Annotated in this window: 18 protein-coding genes; 9 read left to right on the top strand and 9 right to left on the bottom strand. The window is 58.6% G+C overall.

The window, feature by feature from the left end; translation table 11 throughout:
* Positions 1 to 3 precede the first annotated feature (3 nt).
* The 7 genes from ACP15F_RS01940 to ACP15F_RS01910 all read left to right on the top strand — a co-directional run bounded on the left by ACP15F_RS01940 (position 4) and on the right by ACP15F_RS01910 (position 6,285).
* Entirely contained in the window at positions 4 to 927 is a 924-nt protein-coding gene (locus tag ACP15F_RS01940; RefSeq protein ID WP_424939165.1) for an ABC transporter permease, read from the top strand.
* A gap of 9 nt (positions 928 to 936) precedes the next feature.
* Complete coding sequence (locus ACP15F_RS01935; RefSeq protein WP_424939164.1) at positions 937 to 1,692, top strand: ion transporter; 756 nt, start codon at positions 937 to 939, stop codon at positions 1,690 to 1,692.
* On the top strand, positions 1,693 to 2,406 hold the full coding sequence (locus tag ACP15F_RS01930) for a sulfotransferase family 2 domain-containing protein (protein WP_424939163.1): 714 nt from the start codon (positions 1,693 to 1,695) through the stop codon (positions 2,404 to 2,406).
* Positions 2,407 to 2,474: 68 nt separating this feature from the next.
* A complete protein-coding gene (locus tag ACP15F_RS01925) occupies positions 2,475 to 3,542 on the top strand; it encodes a BMP family ABC transporter substrate-binding protein (protein WP_424940927.1) in 1,068 nt (355 codons plus the stop codon).
* Between the two features lie 124 nt (positions 3,543 to 3,666).
* Positions 3,667 to 4,191: an EF-hand domain-containing protein gene (locus tag ACP15F_RS01920; RefSeq protein WP_424939162.1), complete on the top strand. Its 525-nt coding sequence runs from the start codon at positions 3,667 to 3,669 to the stop codon at positions 4,189 to 4,191.
* A gap of 98 nt (positions 4,192 to 4,289) precedes the next feature.
* The gene (locus tag ACP15F_RS01915) at positions 4,290 to 5,225 is read left to right on the top strand and encodes an aldo/keto reductase (RefSeq protein ID WP_424939161.1); all 936 of its coding nucleotides are present in this window, start codon (positions 4,290 to 4,292) and stop codon (positions 5,223 to 5,225) included.
* Positions 5,218 to 6,285, top strand: a complete 1,068-nt coding sequence (locus ACP15F_RS01910) for an NAD(P)/FAD-dependent oxidoreductase (protein WP_424939160.1) — start codon at positions 5,218 to 5,220, stop codon at positions 6,283 to 6,285. The genes ACP15F_RS01915 and ACP15F_RS01910 overlap by 8 nt, the downstream gene beginning before the upstream one ends.
* A 79-nt stretch (positions 6,286 to 6,364) precedes the next feature.
* Here the strand turns inward: ACP15F_RS01910 and ACP15F_RS01905 are convergent, their stop codons facing one another.
* The 4 genes from ACP15F_RS01905 to ACP15F_RS01890 form a co-directional block, all read right to left on the bottom strand.
* Positions 6,365 to 7,288 carry a histone deacetylase family protein gene (locus ACP15F_RS01905; RefSeq protein WP_424939159.1) on the bottom strand — a complete coding sequence of 308 codons (924 nt, stop codon included), beginning with the start codon at positions 7,286 to 7,288 and terminating at the stop codon, positions 6,365 to 6,367.
* Between the two features lie 25 nt (positions 7,289 to 7,313).
* Complete coding sequence (locus ACP15F_RS01900) at positions 7,314 to 9,995, bottom strand: GNAT family N-acetyltransferase (protein ID WP_424939158.1); 2,682 nt, start codon at positions 9,993 to 9,995, stop codon at positions 7,314 to 7,316.
* Between the two features lie 89 nt (positions 9,996 to 10,084).
* Positions 10,085 to 10,486 carry a Cu(I)-responsive transcriptional regulator gene (gene cueR / locus ACP15F_RS01895; protein ID WP_424939157.1) on the bottom strand — a complete coding sequence of 134 codons (402 nt, stop codon included), beginning with the start codon at positions 10,484 to 10,486 and terminating at the stop codon, positions 10,085 to 10,087.
* Positions 10,483 to 12,945 carry a heavy metal translocating P-type ATPase gene (locus ACP15F_RS01890; RefSeq protein ID WP_424939156.1) on the bottom strand — a complete coding sequence of 821 codons (2,463 nt, stop codon included), beginning with the start codon at positions 12,943 to 12,945 and terminating at the stop codon, positions 10,483 to 10,485. Before ACP15F_RS01890 ends, cueR begins: the two co-directional genes overlap by 4 nt.
* A gap of 132 nt (positions 12,946 to 13,077) precedes the next feature.
* Between ACP15F_RS01890 and ACP15F_RS01885 the strand changes: the two genes are divergently transcribed.
* Positions 13,078 to 13,269 (top strand): heavy-metal-associated domain-containing protein, encoded by a 192-nt coding sequence (locus tag ACP15F_RS01885; protein WP_424939155.1) that lies wholly within the window; start codon positions 13,078 to 13,080, stop codon positions 13,267 to 13,269.
* A gap of 28 nt (positions 13,270 to 13,297) precedes the next feature.
* Here the strand turns inward: ACP15F_RS01885 and oppF are convergent, their stop codons facing one another.
* The 5 genes from oppF to ACP15F_RS01860 all read right to left on the bottom strand — a co-directional run bounded on the left by oppF (position 13,298) and on the right by ACP15F_RS01860 (position 18,957).
* A complete protein-coding gene (gene oppF, locus ACP15F_RS01880) occupies positions 13,298 to 14,284 on the bottom strand; it encodes a murein tripeptide/oligopeptide ABC transporter ATP binding protein OppF (protein ID WP_424939154.1) in 987 nt (328 codons plus the stop codon).
* Complete coding sequence (locus tag ACP15F_RS01875; RefSeq protein WP_424939153.1) at positions 14,281 to 15,255, bottom strand: oligopeptide/dipeptide ABC transporter ATP-binding protein; 975 nt, start codon at positions 15,253 to 15,255, stop codon at positions 14,281 to 14,283. The genes oppF and ACP15F_RS01875 overlap by 4 nt, the downstream gene beginning before the upstream one ends.
* 14 nt (positions 15,256 to 15,269) lie before the next feature.
* The gene (locus ACP15F_RS01870) at positions 15,270 to 16,163 is read right to left on the bottom strand and encodes an ABC transporter permease subunit (RefSeq protein WP_424940926.1); all 894 of its coding nucleotides are present in this window, start codon (positions 16,161 to 16,163) and stop codon (positions 15,270 to 15,272) included.
* Between the two features lie 58 nt (positions 16,164 to 16,221).
* Positions 16,222 to 17,145, bottom strand: coding sequence for an oligopeptide ABC transporter permease OppB (gene oppB, locus ACP15F_RS01865; RefSeq protein ID WP_424939152.1), 924 nt, complete (start codon positions 17,143 to 17,145; stop codon positions 16,222 to 16,224).
* Positions 17,146 to 17,331: 186 nt separating this feature from the next.
* Positions 17,332 to 18,957, bottom strand: coding sequence for a peptide ABC transporter substrate-binding protein (locus ACP15F_RS01860; protein ID WP_424939151.1), 1,626 nt, complete (start codon positions 18,955 to 18,957; stop codon positions 17,332 to 17,334).
* A gap of 372 nt (positions 18,958 to 19,329) precedes the next feature.
* Between ACP15F_RS01860 and deoC the strand changes: the two genes are divergently transcribed.
* Positions 19,330 to 20,313 carry a deoxyribose-phosphate aldolase gene (gene deoC, locus ACP15F_RS01855; RefSeq protein ID WP_424940925.1) on the top strand — a complete coding sequence of 328 codons (984 nt, stop codon included), beginning with the start codon at positions 19,330 to 19,332 and terminating at the stop codon, positions 20,311 to 20,313.
* Positions 20,314 to 20,319: the final 6 nt, after the last annotated feature.

The raw sequence follows: 20,319 nt of genomic DNA, 5'->3' as shown, positions 1-20,319 counted from the left end.
AAGATGGACCTTGGACAGATTAACCCGCTTCTGCTTCTGGCATCCCTTATGGTGGCCGCCACGCCCATCCTTCTGGCTGCCATCGGTGAGGCCGTGGTCGAGAAATCAGGCGTTCTGAATTTGGGCGTAGAAGGTATGATGATCACCGGCGCAGTGGTTGGCTTTGCCATAGGCGTGAACACCGGCGCGCCCTCTATCGGCTTTATCGCAGCAGCCGTTGCGGGGGCTGCGCTGTCGATGCTCTTTGGCGTGCTCGTCCTGTATTTAAAGTCAAACCAAGTGGCGACGGGTCTGGGCCTGACGTTGTTCGGGCTGGGGCTGTCTGCCCTGATCGGCAAGCCCTACGAAGGCATCAAAGCCCCGACAATGGCCAAGTGGGAGATCCCGCTTTTGTCAGATATCCCTGTACTGGGACCGATCCTGTTTCGCCACGACCCGATGGTCTATATCAGCATCATCATCGTGGCGCTGACATGGTATGTTCTGGCGCGCACCCGGGCGGGCTTGATCCTACGCGGTGTCGGTGAAAACCATAACGCCGCGCACGCGTTGGGATACAAGGTTATCCGCGTTCGTTTGATGGCAATCGCCTTCGGTGGTGCATGTGCCGGGTTGGGCGGAGCCTATATCAGCCTTGTCCGCGTCCCCCAATGGGTCGAAGGCATGACCGCAGGCGCGGGCTGGATCGCCCTAGCCATCGTGGTCTTCGCCAGCTGGCGTCCGTGGCGTGTGCTGCTGGGCGCGTATCTCTTCGGCGGGATCTCGGTCTTGCAGCTAAACCTTCAAGCCGCGGGTGTCGCCATCCCGGTCGAAGTCCTAGCGATGAGCCCGTATCTGATCACCATTCTGGTGCTGGTCGTGATCTCGCTACGTGGCAATCACGGGGCCCCCGGATCATTGGGACGCGAATTCCATGCAACCCATTAAGGCAGTCACATGACCAAAGCCGACATCCAGGACATTCTTGACGGACACAAGCCGTTTGGCGGCGTAAACGTCGCGCGTGTCATGGACGTGCTAATCCTGTTTTCGGCTATTGCGATCAGCCTAGAGACAATGCCCGAACTGCCCGACCATCTGCGCGGGCTTTTGTTCAATTTCGAGGTCCTTCTTTTGGTGATCTTCGCAGCTGAATACGTTCTGCGTCTTGCCACTTCCGCCCGCCCTCTGCGTTATGCGTTCAGCTTCTGGGGGTTGGTCGATTTCCTCTCTTTCGCACCTGCCATGGCGCTTCTGACACCGCAATGGCAGGTCGTGCGCACCTTCCGCCTGTTGCGCCTCGTCCGACTGCTGAAGCTTTTCCGGGGCAGCCACGCGATGGAGCGTCTGGTCGTCGCTTTCCGCGAAGTGCGGGGCGAGTTGGCAATCTTTGGCGTTATCGCAGCTCTGATGCTTTATGTTTCCGCTGTGGGAATTTATATCTTCGAGCATGACGCACAGCCGGAAGTATTTTCATCCATCCCCAACAGCCTGTGGTGGGCGGTCGCCAGTTTCACAACGGTGGGATATGGCGATATGTTCCCCATCACTGCCGGAGGTCGGATCTTTACCACCTTCGTGCTGTTCATCGGTTTGGGCGTGATTGCCGTGCCCTCTGCCATCATCACCACCGCGCTTTTGGAAAGCGAAACCAACATCCAGCGACGGCTGCGTGAAGACCGCGAAAATCGCGAGACCGAGAAGGATCCCTAGATGCCATTTGTGTCCCGCCGGCTTGGCGTCGCGTTTTACTTTGTGCCAAAAGTTGCCTGTACCAGTCTGAAAACATGGTTTTGGGAGTTTGAGAACGAAGAGCAGGCGGAACCGCAAGAACGCTTAACCCGGCGCTTTCTTGGCAAGAAGAAACCTGCCGAAGACGTCGCAAGAAGAAGTGTTCACCACCGCCCCGAGACGCGAACGCGCAGCTTCAAATCCAGCGTGCCACCGCCAGAAGGGTATCAGTCACTGGCCGTTGTTCGTGATCCGGTTGATCGACTAATCTCGGCTTGGAAAAACAAGGTCAACTACGACACTTTCAAGCGACGTGATGAAATCGGAGACCTCGAGAACGAGCTGCTGTCGACACGGCCCAGCTTTGGTGAGTTTCTCGAAAACTATGATGCCTATCGGTTCAACTCGCGCGCTGTGCGTGTCCATACTTTTCCGCTTGAATGGCACTTGGGTCCGGACAGAAGTCACTTCACGCAAGTTTTCAAACTCGAAGAACTCGGGACGCTGGCCGAACACCTGTCAGGACTCGCCGACAAAGATGTTAATTTCTCGAACAAGAATGCGTCGGGCTGGGTGGGGCGTGAGATATCTTTGACTGCAGATCAGAAAGATATTTTGCGCGTCATTACCAAGGTCGACTATCAATGGTTGGGAAATATGTACAACCAAGATGAAAGCATGGCACGGTTGCTCTAAGCATGTCCTGTGCCGACATAACCATACAGAAGGAAGGAAATCTGCTCGTGAAAAAATTTGGTAAAAAGATGCTTCTTGCAGCGGCACTGACCACTGGTCTGGCCGGCGTTGCAACGGCCGAAGACAAGACCAAGGTCGGCTTTATTTACGTTGGCCCCGTCGGTGACGGTGGTTGGACCTATGAACATGACCAAGGCCGTAAAGCCGTCGAAGCTGCCTTCGGCGACAAGGTTGAAACCGTCTATGTCGAAAGCGTGTCGGAAGCGAACGCTGAAGGCCCGATCACTCAGATGGCCCTGTCGGGCGCTGACTTGATCTTCACAACCTCGTTTGGCTTCATGGACGCGACCGTTGCCGTGGCTGAAAAGTTCCCGAATGTGAAATTCGAACACGCCACCGGTTACAAGCAAGCTGACAACGTGTCGGTGTACTCGGCCCGTTTCTATGAAGGTCGCGCCGTTCAGGGTCACATCGCAGGTAAGATGACCAAGTCGAACATCATCGGCTACATCGCCTCGTTCCCGATCCCGGAAGTTATCCGTGGCATCAACTCGGCCTATATCCACGCCAAGAAAGTAAACCCGGACGTTCAGTTCAAGATCATCTGGGCCTACACGTGGTTTGACCCGGCCAAGGAAGCCGACGCAGCCAAAGCTCTGATCGAGCAGGGCGCAGACGTGATCCTGCAGCACACTGACTCGACCGCACCGCAGGCGGCTGCCAAAGAAGCTGGCAACGTTGTCACCTTCGGTCAGGCCTCGGATATGGGCGATTATGCTCCGTTCCCGCGCGTCTCGTCGATCATCGATGACTGGGCACCCTACTATGTTGCCCGCACGCAAGCCGTAATGGACGGCACTTGGGAAAGCGTTTCAACCTGGGACGGCATTGGCGCTGGCATGGTTGGCATCGGCGAGATCTCGGACGCTGTCCCGGCTGACGTGAAAGCCGAAGCAGAAGCTCTGCGCGACGCACTTGCTTCGGGCGAATATCACGCCTTCACCGGTCCGCTGAACAAACAGGACGGCACCCCGTGGCTGGCAGAAGGTGAAACCGCTGCCGACTATGGCGACAATGGTCTGGCCAGCATGGGCTTCTATGTTGAAGGCATCGAAGCCGAAATCCCGTCGAACTAATCGACCGAAATCGAACACCGAAATGCCCTGCCGAAAGGTGGGGCATTTTTTTATGCAAAAAGCGCGACGGAAACAGCATCACATTCCGTTATACGAATATAGGGACAACAAACGGAGCGTAACGATGCGCAAGACAACACCTTTTCTGGCCACTGCGGCACTTGTAATTGCACTGCCTGCACTGGCTCAAAACCAACCCGGCGCCCATTTCATCGAGATGTGGGATCTGGACGAGAACGGCTCGGTCTCGATCGAGGAAGCTCGTGAACGCCGAGGCGATATTTTCCACACTTTCGATGCCGATGATGACGGTGTGCTCAGCGCCGAGGACTATGTTTTGTTCGACGAGGCCCGCGAGGCCGACATGAAAGAGCATGGCATCGGCCAAGGACAAGGCGGTGGCCAAGGCCAAGGCCAAGGTCAGGGCAAAGGTCAGGGGCAGGGCAAAGGCAAAGGTCATGGCCAAGGTAAAGGCCAAGGCATGGGCGAACACAGCGCCGCCATGTCCATGACCCGCGAAAACGCTGACCTTAACGGCGACGGGCAGGTGACCCGCGAAGAGTTCATCGCAGGCGTCGATATGTGGTTCCCGAAACAGGATCGCAATGGGGATGGCGTCATCTCGAAAGAGGATTTCGGGCGGCAGTAAGTGCGTCCCTGCTCTCCTTCAAGGTGAGCCGTCCGAAGATCAGGCCCCGCATCGCGCGGGGCCTTTTCCTTTGCGCGACCTCGTGGCAGTGTCGCGCCATGACAGATCTGATTTCCCTTGATGGTTCCCCTGCCCCGCGCTTTGCCTTTGGCACCATGCAGTTTGGCGGCACAGCAGATGAAGACGCCTCGCGCGCCATGTTTGAAGCTTGCATCGAGGCCGGCATCACCCATTTCGACACTGCCAATCTGTATACAGGCGGCGCTTCTGAGACGATCTTGGGTAAGCTTATCGCGCCCCTTCGCGAGCGTCTGATCATCGCGACGAAAATCGGGTATGACGCTCCTAACAGTATTGCCGCGTTGCGATCTCAATTCGACGCGTCGCGTGCGCGATTGGGTCTGGATACGGTCGATATTCTCTATCTGCACCGCTTCAATCCGAACTTGGCGATGGAAGCCCAGATCGAGCTGTTGGCCGAGCTTCAGGCGGCAGGTCAGACACGGTATCTGGCGCTCTCCAACTTTGCGGCGTGGCAAGTGATGAAGGCACAGTCGATTGCTCGAGGGCTGAGCACCCGGATCGACGTGATCCAGCCGATGTACAGCCTTGTTAAGCGTCAGGCCGAAGTTGAACTTCTGCCCATGTGTGCGTCCGAGGGCATTCTAGCCGCGACATATTCTCCGCTTGGCGGCGGGCTATTGACCGGCAAGTACGCCAAAGGCGGCACGGGCAGATTGTCCGAAGACGATCGCTATGCTGCGCGCTATGGGGTGGACTGGATGCACAACGCTGCCAAGGCACTGCCCGAGATCGCGCAGGACCTGAACACCCATCCGGCAACACTGGCCGTGGCGTGGGTAGCCCACCATTCAGCCCGCCCCGCACCCATCCTGTCGGCACGGTCGCTAGAACAACTACAGCCGTCTCTGGACGCGTTGTCATTCAAGATGACCTCGGCGCTACGCGCCCAACTAACCGCGCTGACGCCCACGCCGGCCCCAGCAACAGACCGGATCGAAGAACATGGATGATTTTCTGATCATTGGCGGTGGCGTCGCTGGAACCTCTGCCGGGGCGCGTTTGGCGAAACTGGGTCGCGTGCGGCTTTTGGAAGCCGAGGATGCGTTAGCTTATCACGCCTCGGGGCGGTCGGCGGCGCTGTTTGAGGAAAGCTATGGCACGCCCGCCGTTGTGGCGATGAACCACGCCTCGCACGATTATCACAAGGCTGCCGATCTTCTGTCGCCGCGCGGATTGATGATAGTGGGGGCCAAGGGGCAGGACGACCTTCTGGCCGATGATCTGGCGATGATGAAGCTGGACGCCATCAGCATAGAGGAAGCACGGTCCCTGATGCCGATCCTGAACGCCGACGCGCTGTGCGGCGCGGGCTATCACGCCGAGGCATGGGACATTGACACCGATCAGCTTGTGCAAGGCTTCGCACGTGAGCTGCGCCAGAACGGAGATATCGTCACCGGAGCGAAAGCCACGGCGATTACCCGGCTGCCCGATGGCTGGCAGGTCGAAACGCCGAAAGGCGTGTTCTCAGGTCGTGTACTGGTCAACGCAGCAGGCGCTTGGGTGGACGAAATCGCCACCATGGCTGGGGTTAACCCTCTCGGCATCCGCCCCCTACGCCGCTCGATGGCGCGCATTCCTGCTCCGGGCGGGCTGGACGTGTCCGGCTGGCCCATGACCCTGAACGCAGGCGAGACGTGGTATTCGAAACCTGATGCGGGCGCGTTGATCGTGTCGCCTGCTGACGCGGATCTGACCACACCCCATGATGCATGGGCCGATGACATGGTGTTGGCAGAAGGACTGGCCCGATTTGAAGAGATGGTCACGGAACCCGTCACCCGCGTCATTTCAAACTGGGCCGGATTGCGCAGCTTCACGCCCGATGGGAACCTTGCCATCGGGCCTGCTGCAGATGATCCAAACTTTGTCTGGTTTGCCGGGCAAGGCGGCTATGGCATGCAGTCCAGCCCAGCGGCATCGCAATTGCTGGCGGATATCGTGGAGGGCACCCCATCCGAGCTGGACGCCAAGACTGTCGCCAGCCTCAGCGCCGCACGCTTCGCATAACTGCTCAGCCCCACCTCTGCGCATTTTCTTACCACAAATATCCTGGGGTGAGAGCCGCAGGCTCGAGGGGCAAAGCCCCTTATCCCAACAAGACATCCAAGTGTTTCACAACCGAGCGTGCCAGCACGTCAGGTTCATATCCACCTTCCAGCATCGACACGATCCGACCTTCGGCGAATTCATCCGCAACGGCCTTCAGCTCGCGCGTGACCCACGCGTAATCGGCATCGGTCAGCTGAACGCTGGACATATCGTCGGCGGCATGGGCGTCAAAACCGGCTGAGATAAAGACAAACTCCGGTTTAAAATCGCGCAGATGTGGGATCCAGTGGCCTGACACGGCCTCGCGGAATTCGGCACTGCCGGCGCCAGCCGACAGAGGAATATCAACCAGATTGTCGGTCTCTTTCTCGTGCCCGGTGAAAGGATAAAACGGGTGCTGGAAGCTGGAACAAAACAGCACGCGCGGTTCGGCCTTGAAGATCTCTTCGGTGCCATTGCCGTGGTGTACATCGAAGTCGATGATTGCCACACGCGAAAGCCCATGGGCCTCGAGCGCATGCGCGGCGGCTACGGCAATGTTGTTGAACAGGCAAAAACCCATCGCCTTGTCGCTTTCTGCGTGGTGGCCGGGCGGACGGACCATGCAGAAGATCGGGTTGGCTTCCTTGGACATGACCAGATCAACGCCCATACAGCCCGATCCGGCGGACCGTTCGGCAGCCTTCAAAGTGCCCGGGCTCATCACGGTATCCCCATCCACCTCGACGCTTTCCATGCCCTGCCCAGGTGCCAACGCATAGACGCGATCCAGATAATCGCCGTCATGTACACGCTCCAGCTGTTCACGGGTGACCAGCGGCGCATCGTGATGACGCACTACATAGTCCATGCCCGACATGATCAGCTGGTTGTTGATCGCATCCAGCCGTGCCTTGCTTTCCGGGTGCAATGGCCCGGCGTCGTGGTCACGACATTCGTTATGCGAAATGATGGATAGCATATGGTCTCCTCCCCCAATCCCTTTTTCAAAGCCAGCGTTCAACGATGACCACATCGCGGTCATCGGGGTCTGGCCGCTGGGTAAAGCCCAGCTCTTTCATCAGGCGCAACATCGGGTCGTTCTTCTTCAGAACAGTCCCTTCAATCACATCCAATCCATGATCCTGTGCCGCACTAAACAGCCCCTTCATCAGGCGCGTTCCAAGTCCCTGATGCTGTATCCGATCCGATACGACGATCGCAAACTCGCAGCTTTTCTGATCGGGGTTGATCACATATCGCGCCACCCCAACCAATACATCCTTTCCGTCAATCTCGGCCATGGCGCATAAGGCCATTTCACGGCGATAGTCGATGGCCGAAAACTGGGCGAGCAATTCTGGGCTAAGTTCGTTCACCGACCCCATGAAACGCATCTGCTTGGCCTCGGGTGACAGGTCCCGCATGAAGGATTGCAGATACTCAGCGTCTTCGGGCCGGATCGGGCGGATCACAAGAAGCGTGCCGTCCGACAGGAAAGTCTCGCGCGCTAGGTGGCGGGGATAGGGATGGATCGCCATGTGGTCATATGGGCCATCCTTCGCAGGTGCCCTCTGGATCGAGATCCGCGCGTCCACCGCCAACACCCCGTCCGGACTGACGAATAGTGGGTTGATGTCCAATTCGGTGATTTCAGGCAGTTCACTGACGATGATGGACACACGTTTCAGAACATCGACCAGCGCATCGCGATCCACTGGGTCGGCATCGCGGAAGTCCTCTAAGGCCTTTGACACGCGCGTCTTGTTGATCAAACGTTCAGACAGCACAGAGTTCAGAGGTGGAAGCGCCACCGCGCTGTCTTTCATAACCTCGACCATGGTGCCGCCTGCTCCGAACAGGACTGTGGGACCGAAAACCGGATCGCGGCTGGCACCGATCACCAGCTCGCGCGGGTCTTTCAGGTTGGCCATTGGTTCGACAGTGACCCCATTGATCTTCGCATCGGGTCGCGCAGCCTTGGCAGATTTGACCAGCTCGTGGAACACCCGCGAGACCGAGGTGGCATGGGCCACATTCACCCGCACACCGCCCACATTGGTTTTATGCGTGATGTCGGGTGAAGCGATTTTCATTGCCACCGGATAGCCCACGGTTTCCGCAGCTACCAAGGCCTGCGAGGGCGTCGTTGCCTCAATCGTCATATTCACAGGGATGTTGAAGGCCTTCAGCAACGCCTTGCTTTCCGTGTCCGAAAGCATCTTGCGTCCGTCTGACAGAGCCGAGGCGATGATCAGGTGCGCGCCGTCCAGATCCAGCCCCTTCTCAAACGCACGGGCGCGGGGAACCTCCAGTGCCAGTTTGCGGTTGCGACGGTGTTGAACCAGATAGCTAAAACCCTCGACCGCGCGCTCAGGCGTTTGGAAATCCGGCACGCCGGCTTTGGACAGGATCTCTCGGCCCTCTTCGACTGATGGCTCTCCCAACCAGCAGGCCAGAACCGGCTTTTTCCTGCGCCGGGGCAGTACGTCTACAACGGCGTGCGCCGTGGCTACGGCATCTGTCATCGCCTGCGGAGTCAGCATTACCAGCACCCCGTCATTGTCAGGATCGGCGAGCGCGGCCTTGACTGCTGCGGCATAAGTTGCAGGGTCTGCATCGCCCAAAATATCAACGGGGTTAGCGTGACTCCAATAAGCGGGCAGCACTTTGTCCAGCTTGGTTTTGGTCGCATCTGACAATGGGGGCAGCGCGATGTCCAAATCGCCAGCGCGGTCGGCGGCAAGAACGCCTGACCCGCCGCCATTCGTGATGATGCACAGCCGTTCGCCATTTACCTTGCGCGTGTTGGCCAAGATTTCGGCCGCTGCGAACAATTGGCCCAAGGTACCGACCCGTACCGCACCCGCACGTTCCAGCGCCGCGTCAAACACATCATCAGAGCCGATCAGCGCACCCGTGTGCGTATGCGCCGCTTGCGAGCTTGTCGCGTGGCGACCTGATTTCAGGACAATCACTGGTTTCAGGCGCGACGCCCGGCGCAGCGCTGACATGAAATTCTGCGCGTCCTTGATCCCTTCGATGTACAGCAAAATAGCGTCCGTGCGCGGGTCCATCGCCAGAAAATCCAGAACGTCTCCGAAATCGATATTTGTCGAATTGCCAAGGCTGACCATCGCGGAAAAGCCCGAATGGTGCGGCCCAGCCCAGTCGGCAATGGCCGACACCAACGCGCCCGATTGCGACACGAAAGCCAACCGCCCCTTCGGCGGGTCCGAGCGTAAGAAGCTCGCGTCCAGCCCAAGCCACGGGCGCACCAGTCCTACGCAGTTCGGCCCCATAAAACGGATATCACCCTTACGCGCTGCGGCCACGACCTGTGCTTCCAGATCTTTGCCGCGCCCGTCACCTTCGCCAAAGCCTGCCGACAGGATGATGGCAGATTTCACCCCCGCTTCTGCACAGTCGCGCATGATCCCTGGCACCGTGCGAGCGGGCGTAGCGATCACCGCCAGATCCACTTCATCTGGCAGATCCGTGATGCGTCGATAGCACGTCGTATCTCCGATCGATTTGTGTTTTGGATTGATCGGGTACAGCGCGCCCTCGAACCCGCCTGCCAGCAGATTGCGCCATGCCATCGCGCCAACCGAGTTGCCCGTGGGACTGGCCCCAAACACAGCGACGGATGTGGGGTCAAAAAGCGGAGTCAGCGGGCTGGTGTCCATCGGAACTATCCTTGGTAACAGAGCAAAATATACGTCCGTATCTTATGTTTGGATAAACGCCACACTGACCGCGGCGTCTTTGATATGCCTCAAGCTTTTGGGCCTGATGTGGCCTCGATGCCTTTCAAGATCGGACAATCTGGGCGGTTGTCACCTGCACAGGCATTCACAAGATGGGACAGCGTATCCCGCATGGCAATCAAATCTGCGATCTTCGCCTCGATCTCGTCCAGATGGGTGCGCGCGATACGTTTGACATCAGCACTGGCGCGGGACTGATCCTCGTACAGGGCCAGAAGGGCGCGACAATCCTCGACCGAGAAACCAAGCGCACGGGAACGGGCGAGGAAGGTCAGCTTATGCAGTTCGGTCTCGCCAAAGACACGATAGCCATTTGTGTCACGCAGCGGCGTAACCAGCCCGATATCTTCGTAATAGCGGATCGTTTTGGCGGGCAGTCCAGTCTGTTCGGCAGCGCCGGAAATATTCATGATACATCCTCCAAAACAGGTTTGATGAAACGTAGGCGCAGGGCATTGGTCAACACCAGCACCGAGGACGCCGCCATCGCCCCAGCCCCCAGCATGGGTGACAGAAGCACCCCCCAGACAGGATACAGCACACCTGCCGCAACCGGCACCAAAGCGACGTTGTAGCCAAACGCCCAAAAGAGGTTCTGACGGATGTTGGTCATGGTGCGGCGACTGACTTGCAATGCGTTCACTACGCCAGACAATGCGCCAGAAGACAGGACCACATCTGCAGCTTCAATGGCGACATCCGTGCCAGTGCCGATGGCGATGCCCACATCGGCCTGGGCCAGCGCTGGGGCGTCGTTGATACCATCGCCAACGAAGGCAACCTTTAGTCCTTGGGCCTGCATCTCTGCAATGGTTTGCAGTTTCTCGCCGGGGACAACGCCCGCGACCACGCGATCCAAATCCAGTTGGTCGGCGATGGCGGCTGCAGTGGCAGGGTCATCGCCGGTGATCATCGCAAGTTCTTTGCCTAGGGTGCGCAAGGCCGCAAGCGCTTTCGGCGTGTCGGGTTTGACTGGGTCGGACACGCCAATCAAACCCGCAAGCTTCCCGTCATATGCGGCGAAGAACACGGTCTGACCCTCAGCACGCATGGGGTCGGCCCGGTCGACAAGCTCTGTCAGGGGAATTCCCTCGCGCGCCATGTATTGCTGCGAGCCGATCAGCAGACGTTTTCCGTCAATCTCTGCGAATAGACCAAAGCCGGTTTCGGATTGGACATTGCTGACCGTGGCAGGCGTTATCCCGCGATCTGTTGCACCAAACAGTATGGCTTGTGCCAAGGGGTGCTCGCTTTGCGCCTCGGCCCCTGCGATCATGGCAAGAAGCGCATCGGCGTCCTGCCCTTCGTCAACCTCGTATGTTGTCAACACGGGCCGCCCCTCGGTCAGCGTGCCGGTTTTATCAAACGCCACGACATCCACCGATTGCAGCGCCTGAAGCGCGTCTCCGCGCCGGAAAAGCACCCCCAGCTGCGCGGCTCGCCCAGTACCCACCATGATTGAGGTCGGCGTGGCCAAGCCCATCGCGCAAGGGCAGGCAATGATCAGCACTGACACGCCCGCAACCAGCGCCAGACCCAGCGCGGGATCGGGGCCGATCAGAAGCCAAACCGCCACGGTTAAAGCCGCCACGGCCATAACAACCGGCACAAAAACGGCCGTGATCTTGTCGACGAGTGCCTGAATGGGCAGACGCGCGCCTTGGGCGTCTTCGACCATGCGTACGATCTGGGATAGCATCGTGTCGGGACCAACGGCGGTCACGCGGGCCTTCAGGGCGCCCGTGCCGTTCACCGTGCCGCCTGTGATCGGGCAGCCTTTGGTTTTCGCGACGGGAACGGGCTCCCCGGTGATCATGCTTTCATCGACAAGGCTTTCGCCTTCGATGATTTCGGCATCCAGCGGCACACGTTCGCCGGGACGGATGACGATCACCTCTCCGGTGATAACCTGTGCGACGGGTCGAGTGATCTGGCGACCCTCAACTTCAACTGTGGCCTCGTCCGGGGCGAGGTTCACCAGCGCGCGGATCGCTTCGCCGGTGCGGCCTTTGGCGCGGGCCTCCATCCAGCGACCTACAAGGATCAGGGTGACGATGACGGCGGCGGCTTCGAAATACACGTTCACAGTGCCCGGAGGCAGGATGCCGGGAGTCAACACGGACACCAGCGAGTAGAGATAAGCCGCCGAAGCACCCAGAGCGACCAACGCGTTCATTTCGGGCGCACCGCGTAGAAGTGCCGGGATGCCTTTGGCAAAGAACAGGCGACCGGGACCGAACAAGACAATCGTCGTCAGGATTAGTTGAAGCCAGTGCGACACCCCCTGCCCGATATTGTGCATGACCCAATGGTGAAACGGCGGATACAGATGCCCGCCCATCTCGATCACGAAAACCGGCAGGGTTAGGGCCGCCGCGAGCAATGCTTTGCGCTTCAGCTCCCGTGCTTCGTCAGCTTTGTCGCGGGGTCCGGACGATGTGCTGTCGGTGCGCGGTGTCGTCGGGAAGCCCGCCTTGGTGATCTTCGCAGACAGCGCATCAGGCATCACGGATCCCGTCAGGAAGGTCACGAATGCGCGTTCCGAGGCGAGGTTCACCCGCGCGTCCAACACGCCGGGCGTGGCTTTCAACATGCGCTCGACCCGCCCCACACATGCCGCGCAGGACATCGACTGTACGTCCAACACCACCGTGTCGCGACGCGCCGGGTAGCCTGCGCTATCAAGCGCTGTGGCGAGGCTTTCGGTATTGGCCGGGGCTGCAAAGGTCACCCGTGCCGTTTCAGTCGCAAGGTTCACAGGGGCTGCATCCACACCCTCGACCGCGTCCAACGCACGCTCGGCCCGCCCAACGCAGGACGCGCAGGACAGATTTTCCAGCTCGACAGTGAGTGTTTTCAGGGCAGCCATGAGATTCTCCGGTGTGACGGAGTATAGATAGGGGTTCCAGTGACTGGAAGGTCAAGGGGTGCGCGGTGAATTTGCCATGTTGACCACCGAATTAGGCGCTGTATTCAGAATACGGAACACGAAGGAGCCACCATGAACACTTTCCACGTCCCCGATATGAGCTGCGGCCATTGCAAAGCCTCGATCACCGAAGCGCTGGAAGGGCTGGGCAAGGTTACCCTGAGCTTCGACATGGACGCACGCGAGGTACAGGTGGACGGTCTGGAGACCGCCACCGTCATCGACGCGCTGGACGAGATCGGCTTTCCTGCAACCGCAAAATAAAAACCCCGACGCGTGGCCGGGGTTTATCTTAGCGTTTGTGACAGGCCACTTGCTGCCCATTGCCGCGATCCGTCAACGGCGGCTTCGTTTCCGCGCATTCCGGCCCGGCAATCGGACAGCGGGTGCGGAACACGCAGCCTGATGGCGGGTTCAGCGGCGACGGCAGATCGGCATCCAGGATCATCACCTCTTTCGCGGCTTCCGCATTCGGATCCGGGATTGGCACCGCAGAAATCAGTGCCTCGGTATAGGGATGACCAGGCGACCGATACAGCTGCGCAGCCTCGCTGATTTCGACGACATTGCCCAGATACAGCACCATCACGCGGGTCGAGATGTGTTTCACCACCGACAGGTCATGCGCGATGAAGATTAGGCTCAGCCCCATCTCTTCCTGAATTTCCATCAGTAGGTTGATCACCTGAGCTTGAATGGACACGTCCAGCGCAGACACAGGTTCATCACAGATGATCAGCTGCGGCTTCACGATTAGGGCACGGGCGATCCCGATCCGCTGGCATTGCCCGCCTGAAAACTCGTGCGGGTAGCGGTTGATCATGTTGGGCAGGATGCCAACGCGATCCAGCACCTCGCGCACCCGGTCTTTGACCTCGGACGCTGACAGGCCCGGATGGTGGGTTTTCAGCGGCTCGGCCACAATCTGGCCGATGGTCATGCGCGGATTCAGGGATGCCAGCGGATCCTGAAAGATCATCTGCATCTCTTTGCGATGTTCGCGCATATCATGTTTGTTCAGCTGCAACAGGTCATCGCCCAGCCACAAAACCGTCCCAGCTTCGGCTGGAACCATACGCATAATCGCGCGGGCCAGTGTGGACTTTCCACAACCGCTTTCACCCACGATGCCCAGCGTCTCGCCCGGCATCAGGTCGAAGTCGATCCCATCCACAGCCTTCAGTTTGTCGACTGGGGTCCAGGGCATCGCGCCCTGACGTTTGATGTCGAACCAGACCTTAAGATCACGGACGGACAGAAGAGGCGATTGCACGTTCATGACAGCTCCTCCAAGGATTTCAGGCAAGCCCGCTGGCGCACCGCGCGTCCCGCAACGCCCTCCAGAATCGGACGTTCGACGACGCAGCGATCATCCGCAAATTCGCAGCGCGGCGAGAACGGGCAGCCCTTTGGCATGTTCATCATGTTGGGCGGGCTGCCGGGAATGGTTGCTAGCGTATCGCTTTCGATGTCCAGACGCGGCACAGCTTTCAGAAGGCCCATCGTATAAGGATGGGTTGGCATCTCGAACAGGCCCTTGGTGGTGCCATATTCCATCTGCTGCCCACCATACATGACCAGCGTTTCGCGGCACGATCCGGCAATCACACCTAGGTCATGGGTGATCAGAATGATCGACATGTTGAAGTCCTTTTGCAGGTCTTCAAGCAGTTTCATGATCTGCGCCTGTACGGTTACATCCAGCGCCGTCGTGGGCTCGTCCGCCACCAGAATGTCAGGCTTGCACAGAAGCGACATCGCGATCATCACGCGCTGGCGCATCCCGCCGGAGAACTCGTGCGGATACATGGTGACGCGTTTCTTCGCTTCGGGAATGCGCACGGCATCCAGCATCTCGACCGCCTGTTTCACCGCTGCCCTCTTCGAGATGCCGTGGTGATGGGTCAACACCTCGGCCATCTGATCGGACACCCGCAAAAACGGGTTCAGACAGGTCATCGGATCCTGAAAGATCATTGCGATCCGCTCGGCGCGGATCTTGTTTAGTTGTGCAACCGGCATATTGAGGATCTCTTGTCCCTCAAGCTTCACCGATCCAGTTGCCTTACCGTTCTGCGCCAAAAGGCCCATGATGGCGAAGACAGTCTGGCTTTTGCCGGATCCGCTTTCTCCCACCACGCCAAGGGTTTCGCCGGCTTCCAGATCAAAGCTGATCTTGTCCACGGCGGTCACAGTACCATCCTGTGTGTCGAAGTTGACGCTCAGGTCACGGACTTCAAGTAGTGCCATAACTCACGCCTCCCTTAGCGGTCTTTCGGGTCCAGCGCGTCGCGCAGACCATCGCCGATGAAAAAGAAACAGAAGATGGTGACCACGAAGAAGAACAGCGGGAAGGCAAGGTGCCAAAGCGTTCCGTAGTTCATGGTCTTGGTGCCTTCGGACAGAAGCGCACCCCAGCTGGTGAAGGGTTCCTGAACGCCAAGGCCAAGGAACGAAATGAAGCTTTCCGTCAGGATCATTTGCGGCACCAGAAGCGTCGCATAGACCACCACCACACCCAACAAATTGGGTACAATGTGGCGGATGATGATGCGCCATGTGGGTACGCCGATGGCAATCGCCGCTTCGACGAACTCGCGGTTCTTGATGGACAGGGTCTGGCCACGTACGATGCGGCTCATGTCCAGCCAAGCGGTCAGTCCGATGCCGACGAAAATCATGGTGATCGAGCGGCCCGCAACGACCAGCAGCAGGATCAGCACGAACATGTATGGGATCGACATGAAGATATCGACCAGTCGCATCATGATGCTGTCTACACGCCCGCCGATGAACCCAGCCGTCGCGCCATAGATGGTCCCAACGATCACCGCGACCATCGCACCGATCACGCCCACAGCAAGCGAAATACGCGAGCCTTGGATGACGCGATTATACAGGTCGCGCCCGTTTTCATCGAAGCCGAAATAGTGGCCGTTCGAGATCGAGGGTTGCCCCACGGTCGCCACGTTACCAAGCACGTCCCAGTCGATCGTCTCGATATCATATTCGCTGATGGCCTGCCCAAAGAGCGAGAAGAGCACGATCAGCGTCAGCACGACCACTGACACCATCGCGGCTTTGTTGGCCACGAAGCGCCGGCGCGCGTCTGCCCAAAGGGACCGCCCTTTGACGTCCTCGGTCATACGGCTGGCCATTTCAGCCGTTTTAGGTTGCTGGAGGGGCTGAACAATTCTGTCTGTCATTGCTTTACCCTCACAACCGGATCTTCGGGTCGATCCACGCATAGAGGATATCAACCACCATATTGAACATGATTGTCATGGACCCCAGAAGGATCGTCAGCCCCATCATTACAGCGTAGTCACGGTTGAAAGCGGCGTTCACATAGAAGTACCCGATGCCCCCCGTGCCAAAGATTGCGTCGATGATGAACGAGCCGGTAACCATGCCCACGAAGGCCGGTCCCAGATAGGATATCACCGGCAGAAGCGACGGCTTCAACGCGTGGCGCCAGATGATCACGTTGTCGGGCAGCCCTTTGGCGCGAGCGGTACGAATGAAGTTCGACCGCAGCACTTCCAGCATAGACGAGCGCGTCAGTCGGGCAATCGACGCCATATAGCTGGTCGACAGCGCGATGACAGGCATGATGATGTGCTGCCATTGACCTCCGTTCCAGCCGCCGCCGGGCAGCCAGCCCAGCCACAGCGTGAAGACAAGGATCAGGATCGGCGCCATGACGAAGTTCGGCAAAACCTGCGCGCCAATCGTGACGCCAACGGCAAAGTAGTCCAGCCAGCTATTCTGACGGATCGCGGCTGAAACGCCCAGTGCTCCACCGATTATAATCGCCACAAGGAACGAGATGATCCCGTAGGTCAGCGTCACCGGGAAGCCCTGCGCGATGATGTCATTCACCGAACGGTCTTTGTATTTATAGCTCGGACCAAAGTCGAACTGGGTCACGATGCCCACGACATAGTCCCAAAGCTGCTTATAAACGGGCTGATCCAGCCCGTATTTCGCCTCGATATTGGCGAGGACCTGCGCAGGCAGGGGACGCTCAGACGTGAACGGTCCGCCGGGCGCGGTCTGCATCAGCCAGAACGAGGCGACCAGAAGAATGATAAGTGTCGGGATCGCGACGGCGACCCTGCGTATGATGAAATTAAGCATCCTTACTCCTAGGAGATGCGGCGTTGTCGGACCTACGATACACGAAAAAGGCGGACCCTACGTAAAGCCGGATCAGGCGCCTATGACAGTTTGGTTAACAGTCTTCGTTGATCTGGATCAGAAACGCAGATGCGGGTGGGGCACCGCACGCGATGCGCGGTGCCCCTGTTTCGGATCAGATCCGGCTTACTTGGCGACCTTGTACAGGTCTTTCGAGTACCAGTTCTGTTCCACGTTTTCGACAGGCCAGCTGCCGATCAGCTCGGGCTTGATCATGAAGCTACCGGCATAGTGGTAGATCGGGATGATCGGCATGTCGGCTGCGATGATCTCTTCAACCTTGGTGTAGTTCGGCTGAGGGTTGTCCATCGTTTTGGCGTCTGCCAGCAGGCCGTCGACCATGTCGTTGGCATACTTGGCGTCGTTATAGCCCGAGCCCGACTGGACCAGATCCAGGAAGGTCGATGCTTCGTTATAGTCACCACACCAACCAGCGCGCGCGATTTCATAGTTCTGCTCGCCGCGGGTGGTCAGATAGGTCTTCCATTCCTGGTTTTCCAAGGTGACGTTCACGCCAAGGTTCTGCTTCCACATCTGGCTGACAGCCAGGGCCACTTTTTTGTGGGCCTCGGACGTGTTGTACAGCAGGGTCAGGTCGATCGGATTGTCCGCGCCGTAACCAGCTTCAGCCATCAGCTCGACAGCTTTGGCGTTACGTTCGTCCTGGCTCCAACCTGCGTAGTCAACCGACGGCACTTCAAAGCCCGCGGTTGCGCCCGGAGTAAAGGTATAAGCTGCCGTCTGGCCGCCCTGCAGAACCTTCTCGGTGATGATGTCACGGTTGATCGCATAGGACAGAGCGCGACGGACGCGATCGTCTTTCAGGAATTCCGGCGTGCTGTCGGACACGTTGATCGTGTAGTAGTACGAGCACAGACGCGGGAAGGCGGTTGCCTCATCCGGGTTCGACACTTTCAGCGACGGATACTGACCAGCGGGGATCTCAGTGCGGTCCAGTTCGCCAGCCTGATAGCGGGTCAGCGCGACGTTTTCGTCGTTGATCACCAGCGACGTCACGGTGTCGATGATGGTGTTGTCGTTATCCCAGTACATCTCGTTGCGCTCGCGCACCAGACGTTCGTTGGCGACGTGCTCGGTCAGCTTGTAGGCGCCGTTCACAACGATATTTGCGGGCTTGATCCAATCCGAACCGTGGGCTTCGATTGCCCAAGCCGGGGTCGGGAAGGTCGAGGTGTGGGTGGTGGTCAGCGCGAAATAGGGTAGTGAGCTTCCCAGCGTGACTTCCAGCGTATGGTCGTCAATGGCTTTCACGCCCAGCTCTTCCACACCCATGTCGCCCGACATAACTTCGGCGGCATTCTTGATGCCCATAACTTCCATGTACCACTGATATTCCGAGGCGGTGGCCGGATCGGCCAGACGACGCCACGCATAAACGAAGTCGCCAGCGGTTACGGGCTTGCCGTCGGACCATTTAGCATCATCACGCAGGGTGAAGGTATAGACGGTCTTGTCGTCATTGGTGGTGTGGCTCAGCGCAACACCCGGCACCAGTTCACCAGCACGGTTCTGGTTGTAGAGACCTTCGAACAGGTCACGTACGATTTCCGAACCCGACACGTCTTCAACAATCTGCGGGTCAACCGAGGTGTGCTCGTCCAGAACGCGATAGGTGAAGGTCTGGTTTTCGGCCAGCTTCTCGCCGGTTTTCGGGTGCATCATGTCTGCGAAGGCCGGACCAGCAAGTGCTAGAGCCGAGCCCAGAAGGGCAGCTTTGATCGAGATGTTCATGAAAGTTCTCCCTATTCAATTAAGCAGTGGGACAGGTGGATTCTGATTGATCTTGGGCCAAGAAAGACTCAGCCTGTTTTCTCCTGTCGATGGAGCATCCTAAGCGCAACACAAACAGGGAAACAACCATTTACGGTGCGACAAGACATCCACCAAGGTTTCCCGCTTTTTCGGCGTATTTACCGAGTTTTTCCGTCAATATCACATGGAGCTTCGTCAATATGTCGCGTGTTTGCGTCACCACCTCTGACGTCACGGTGATTATTGCCATTCGTTGTTTTGCGTGCGACCCTTGTCAAAACCGTAAACACAACAGTTGCCCAAGGGGTGAAATCCGTGAAAAGCGAACCGCAAACATCCTCGGACGAGGGGCTGAAAGCGTCGTCAGACCAGTTGCCGCAACTGGCCTTGCCGCGCAATCCGGGGATGGATCTGGATATGAACTGGGTGCGTGCCGTGCAGGCCAACACATCCGCCATTGAGCGCCGCTGCGCGACCCTGTCGGGACGGCGTAGCGTGAAGAAGGACTATCAGGCCGCGTGGCTTCTGAAGGCGATCACCATGATCGATCTGACCACCCTGTCGGGCGACGACACTGAAGGCCGCGTGCGCCGCCTGTGCGCCAAAGCCGCCCAACCCGTCCGGCCCGAGATCATGGCCGCCCTCGGGATGGAGCCTGTGACCACCGGTGCCGTCTGCGTCTATCACGACATGATTGAAACCGCCGTATCGTCGCTGAAAGCACTTGGCGTTACGATGCCGGTCGCGGCCGTGTCCACCGGCTTCCCTGCCGGTCTCAGCCCCTATCACCTGCGCGTCGAAGAAATCCGCGAAAGCGTGCGCGCCGGCGCCGAGGAGATCGACATCGTCATCTCACGCCGCCATGTGCTGACCGGCAATTGGCAGGCGCTTTATGACGAGATGCGGGACTTCCGTGAAGCCTGCGGCGATGCCCATGTAAAAGCCATCCTCGCGACCGGAGAGCTGGGCAGCCTGCGCAATGTCGCCCGCGCCTCGCTAGTCTGCATGATGGCGGGGGCTGACTTCATCAAGACTTCGACCGGCAAGGAAAGCGTGAACGCCACCCTGCCCGTCAGCCTTGTGATGATCCGCGCCATTCGCGACTATTACGAGGCCACCGAATACAAGGTCGGCTACAAGCCCGCCGGTGGGATATCCAAAGCCAAGGATGCGCTGGTTTACCTGTCACTGATCAAAGAAGAGCTGGGCGATGACTGGCTGGACCCGCATCTGTTCCGCTTCGGTGCCAGTTCGCTTCTGGGCGACATCGAACGCCAGCTGGAACACCACGTGACCGGCCACTACTCGGCCACCTACCGCCATCCGATGGGATAAGGACAC

It is taken from the genome of Aliiroseovarius sp. S253, from assembly GCF_049800855.1.
In the GTDB taxonomy this organism is placed as follows: domain Bacteria; phylum Pseudomonadota; class Alphaproteobacteria; order Rhodobacterales; family Rhodobacteraceae; genus Aliiroseovarius.
Note: the sequence above shows the minus strand (reverse complement) of the source record. Positions and strands in the feature narration are given on the sequence as shown.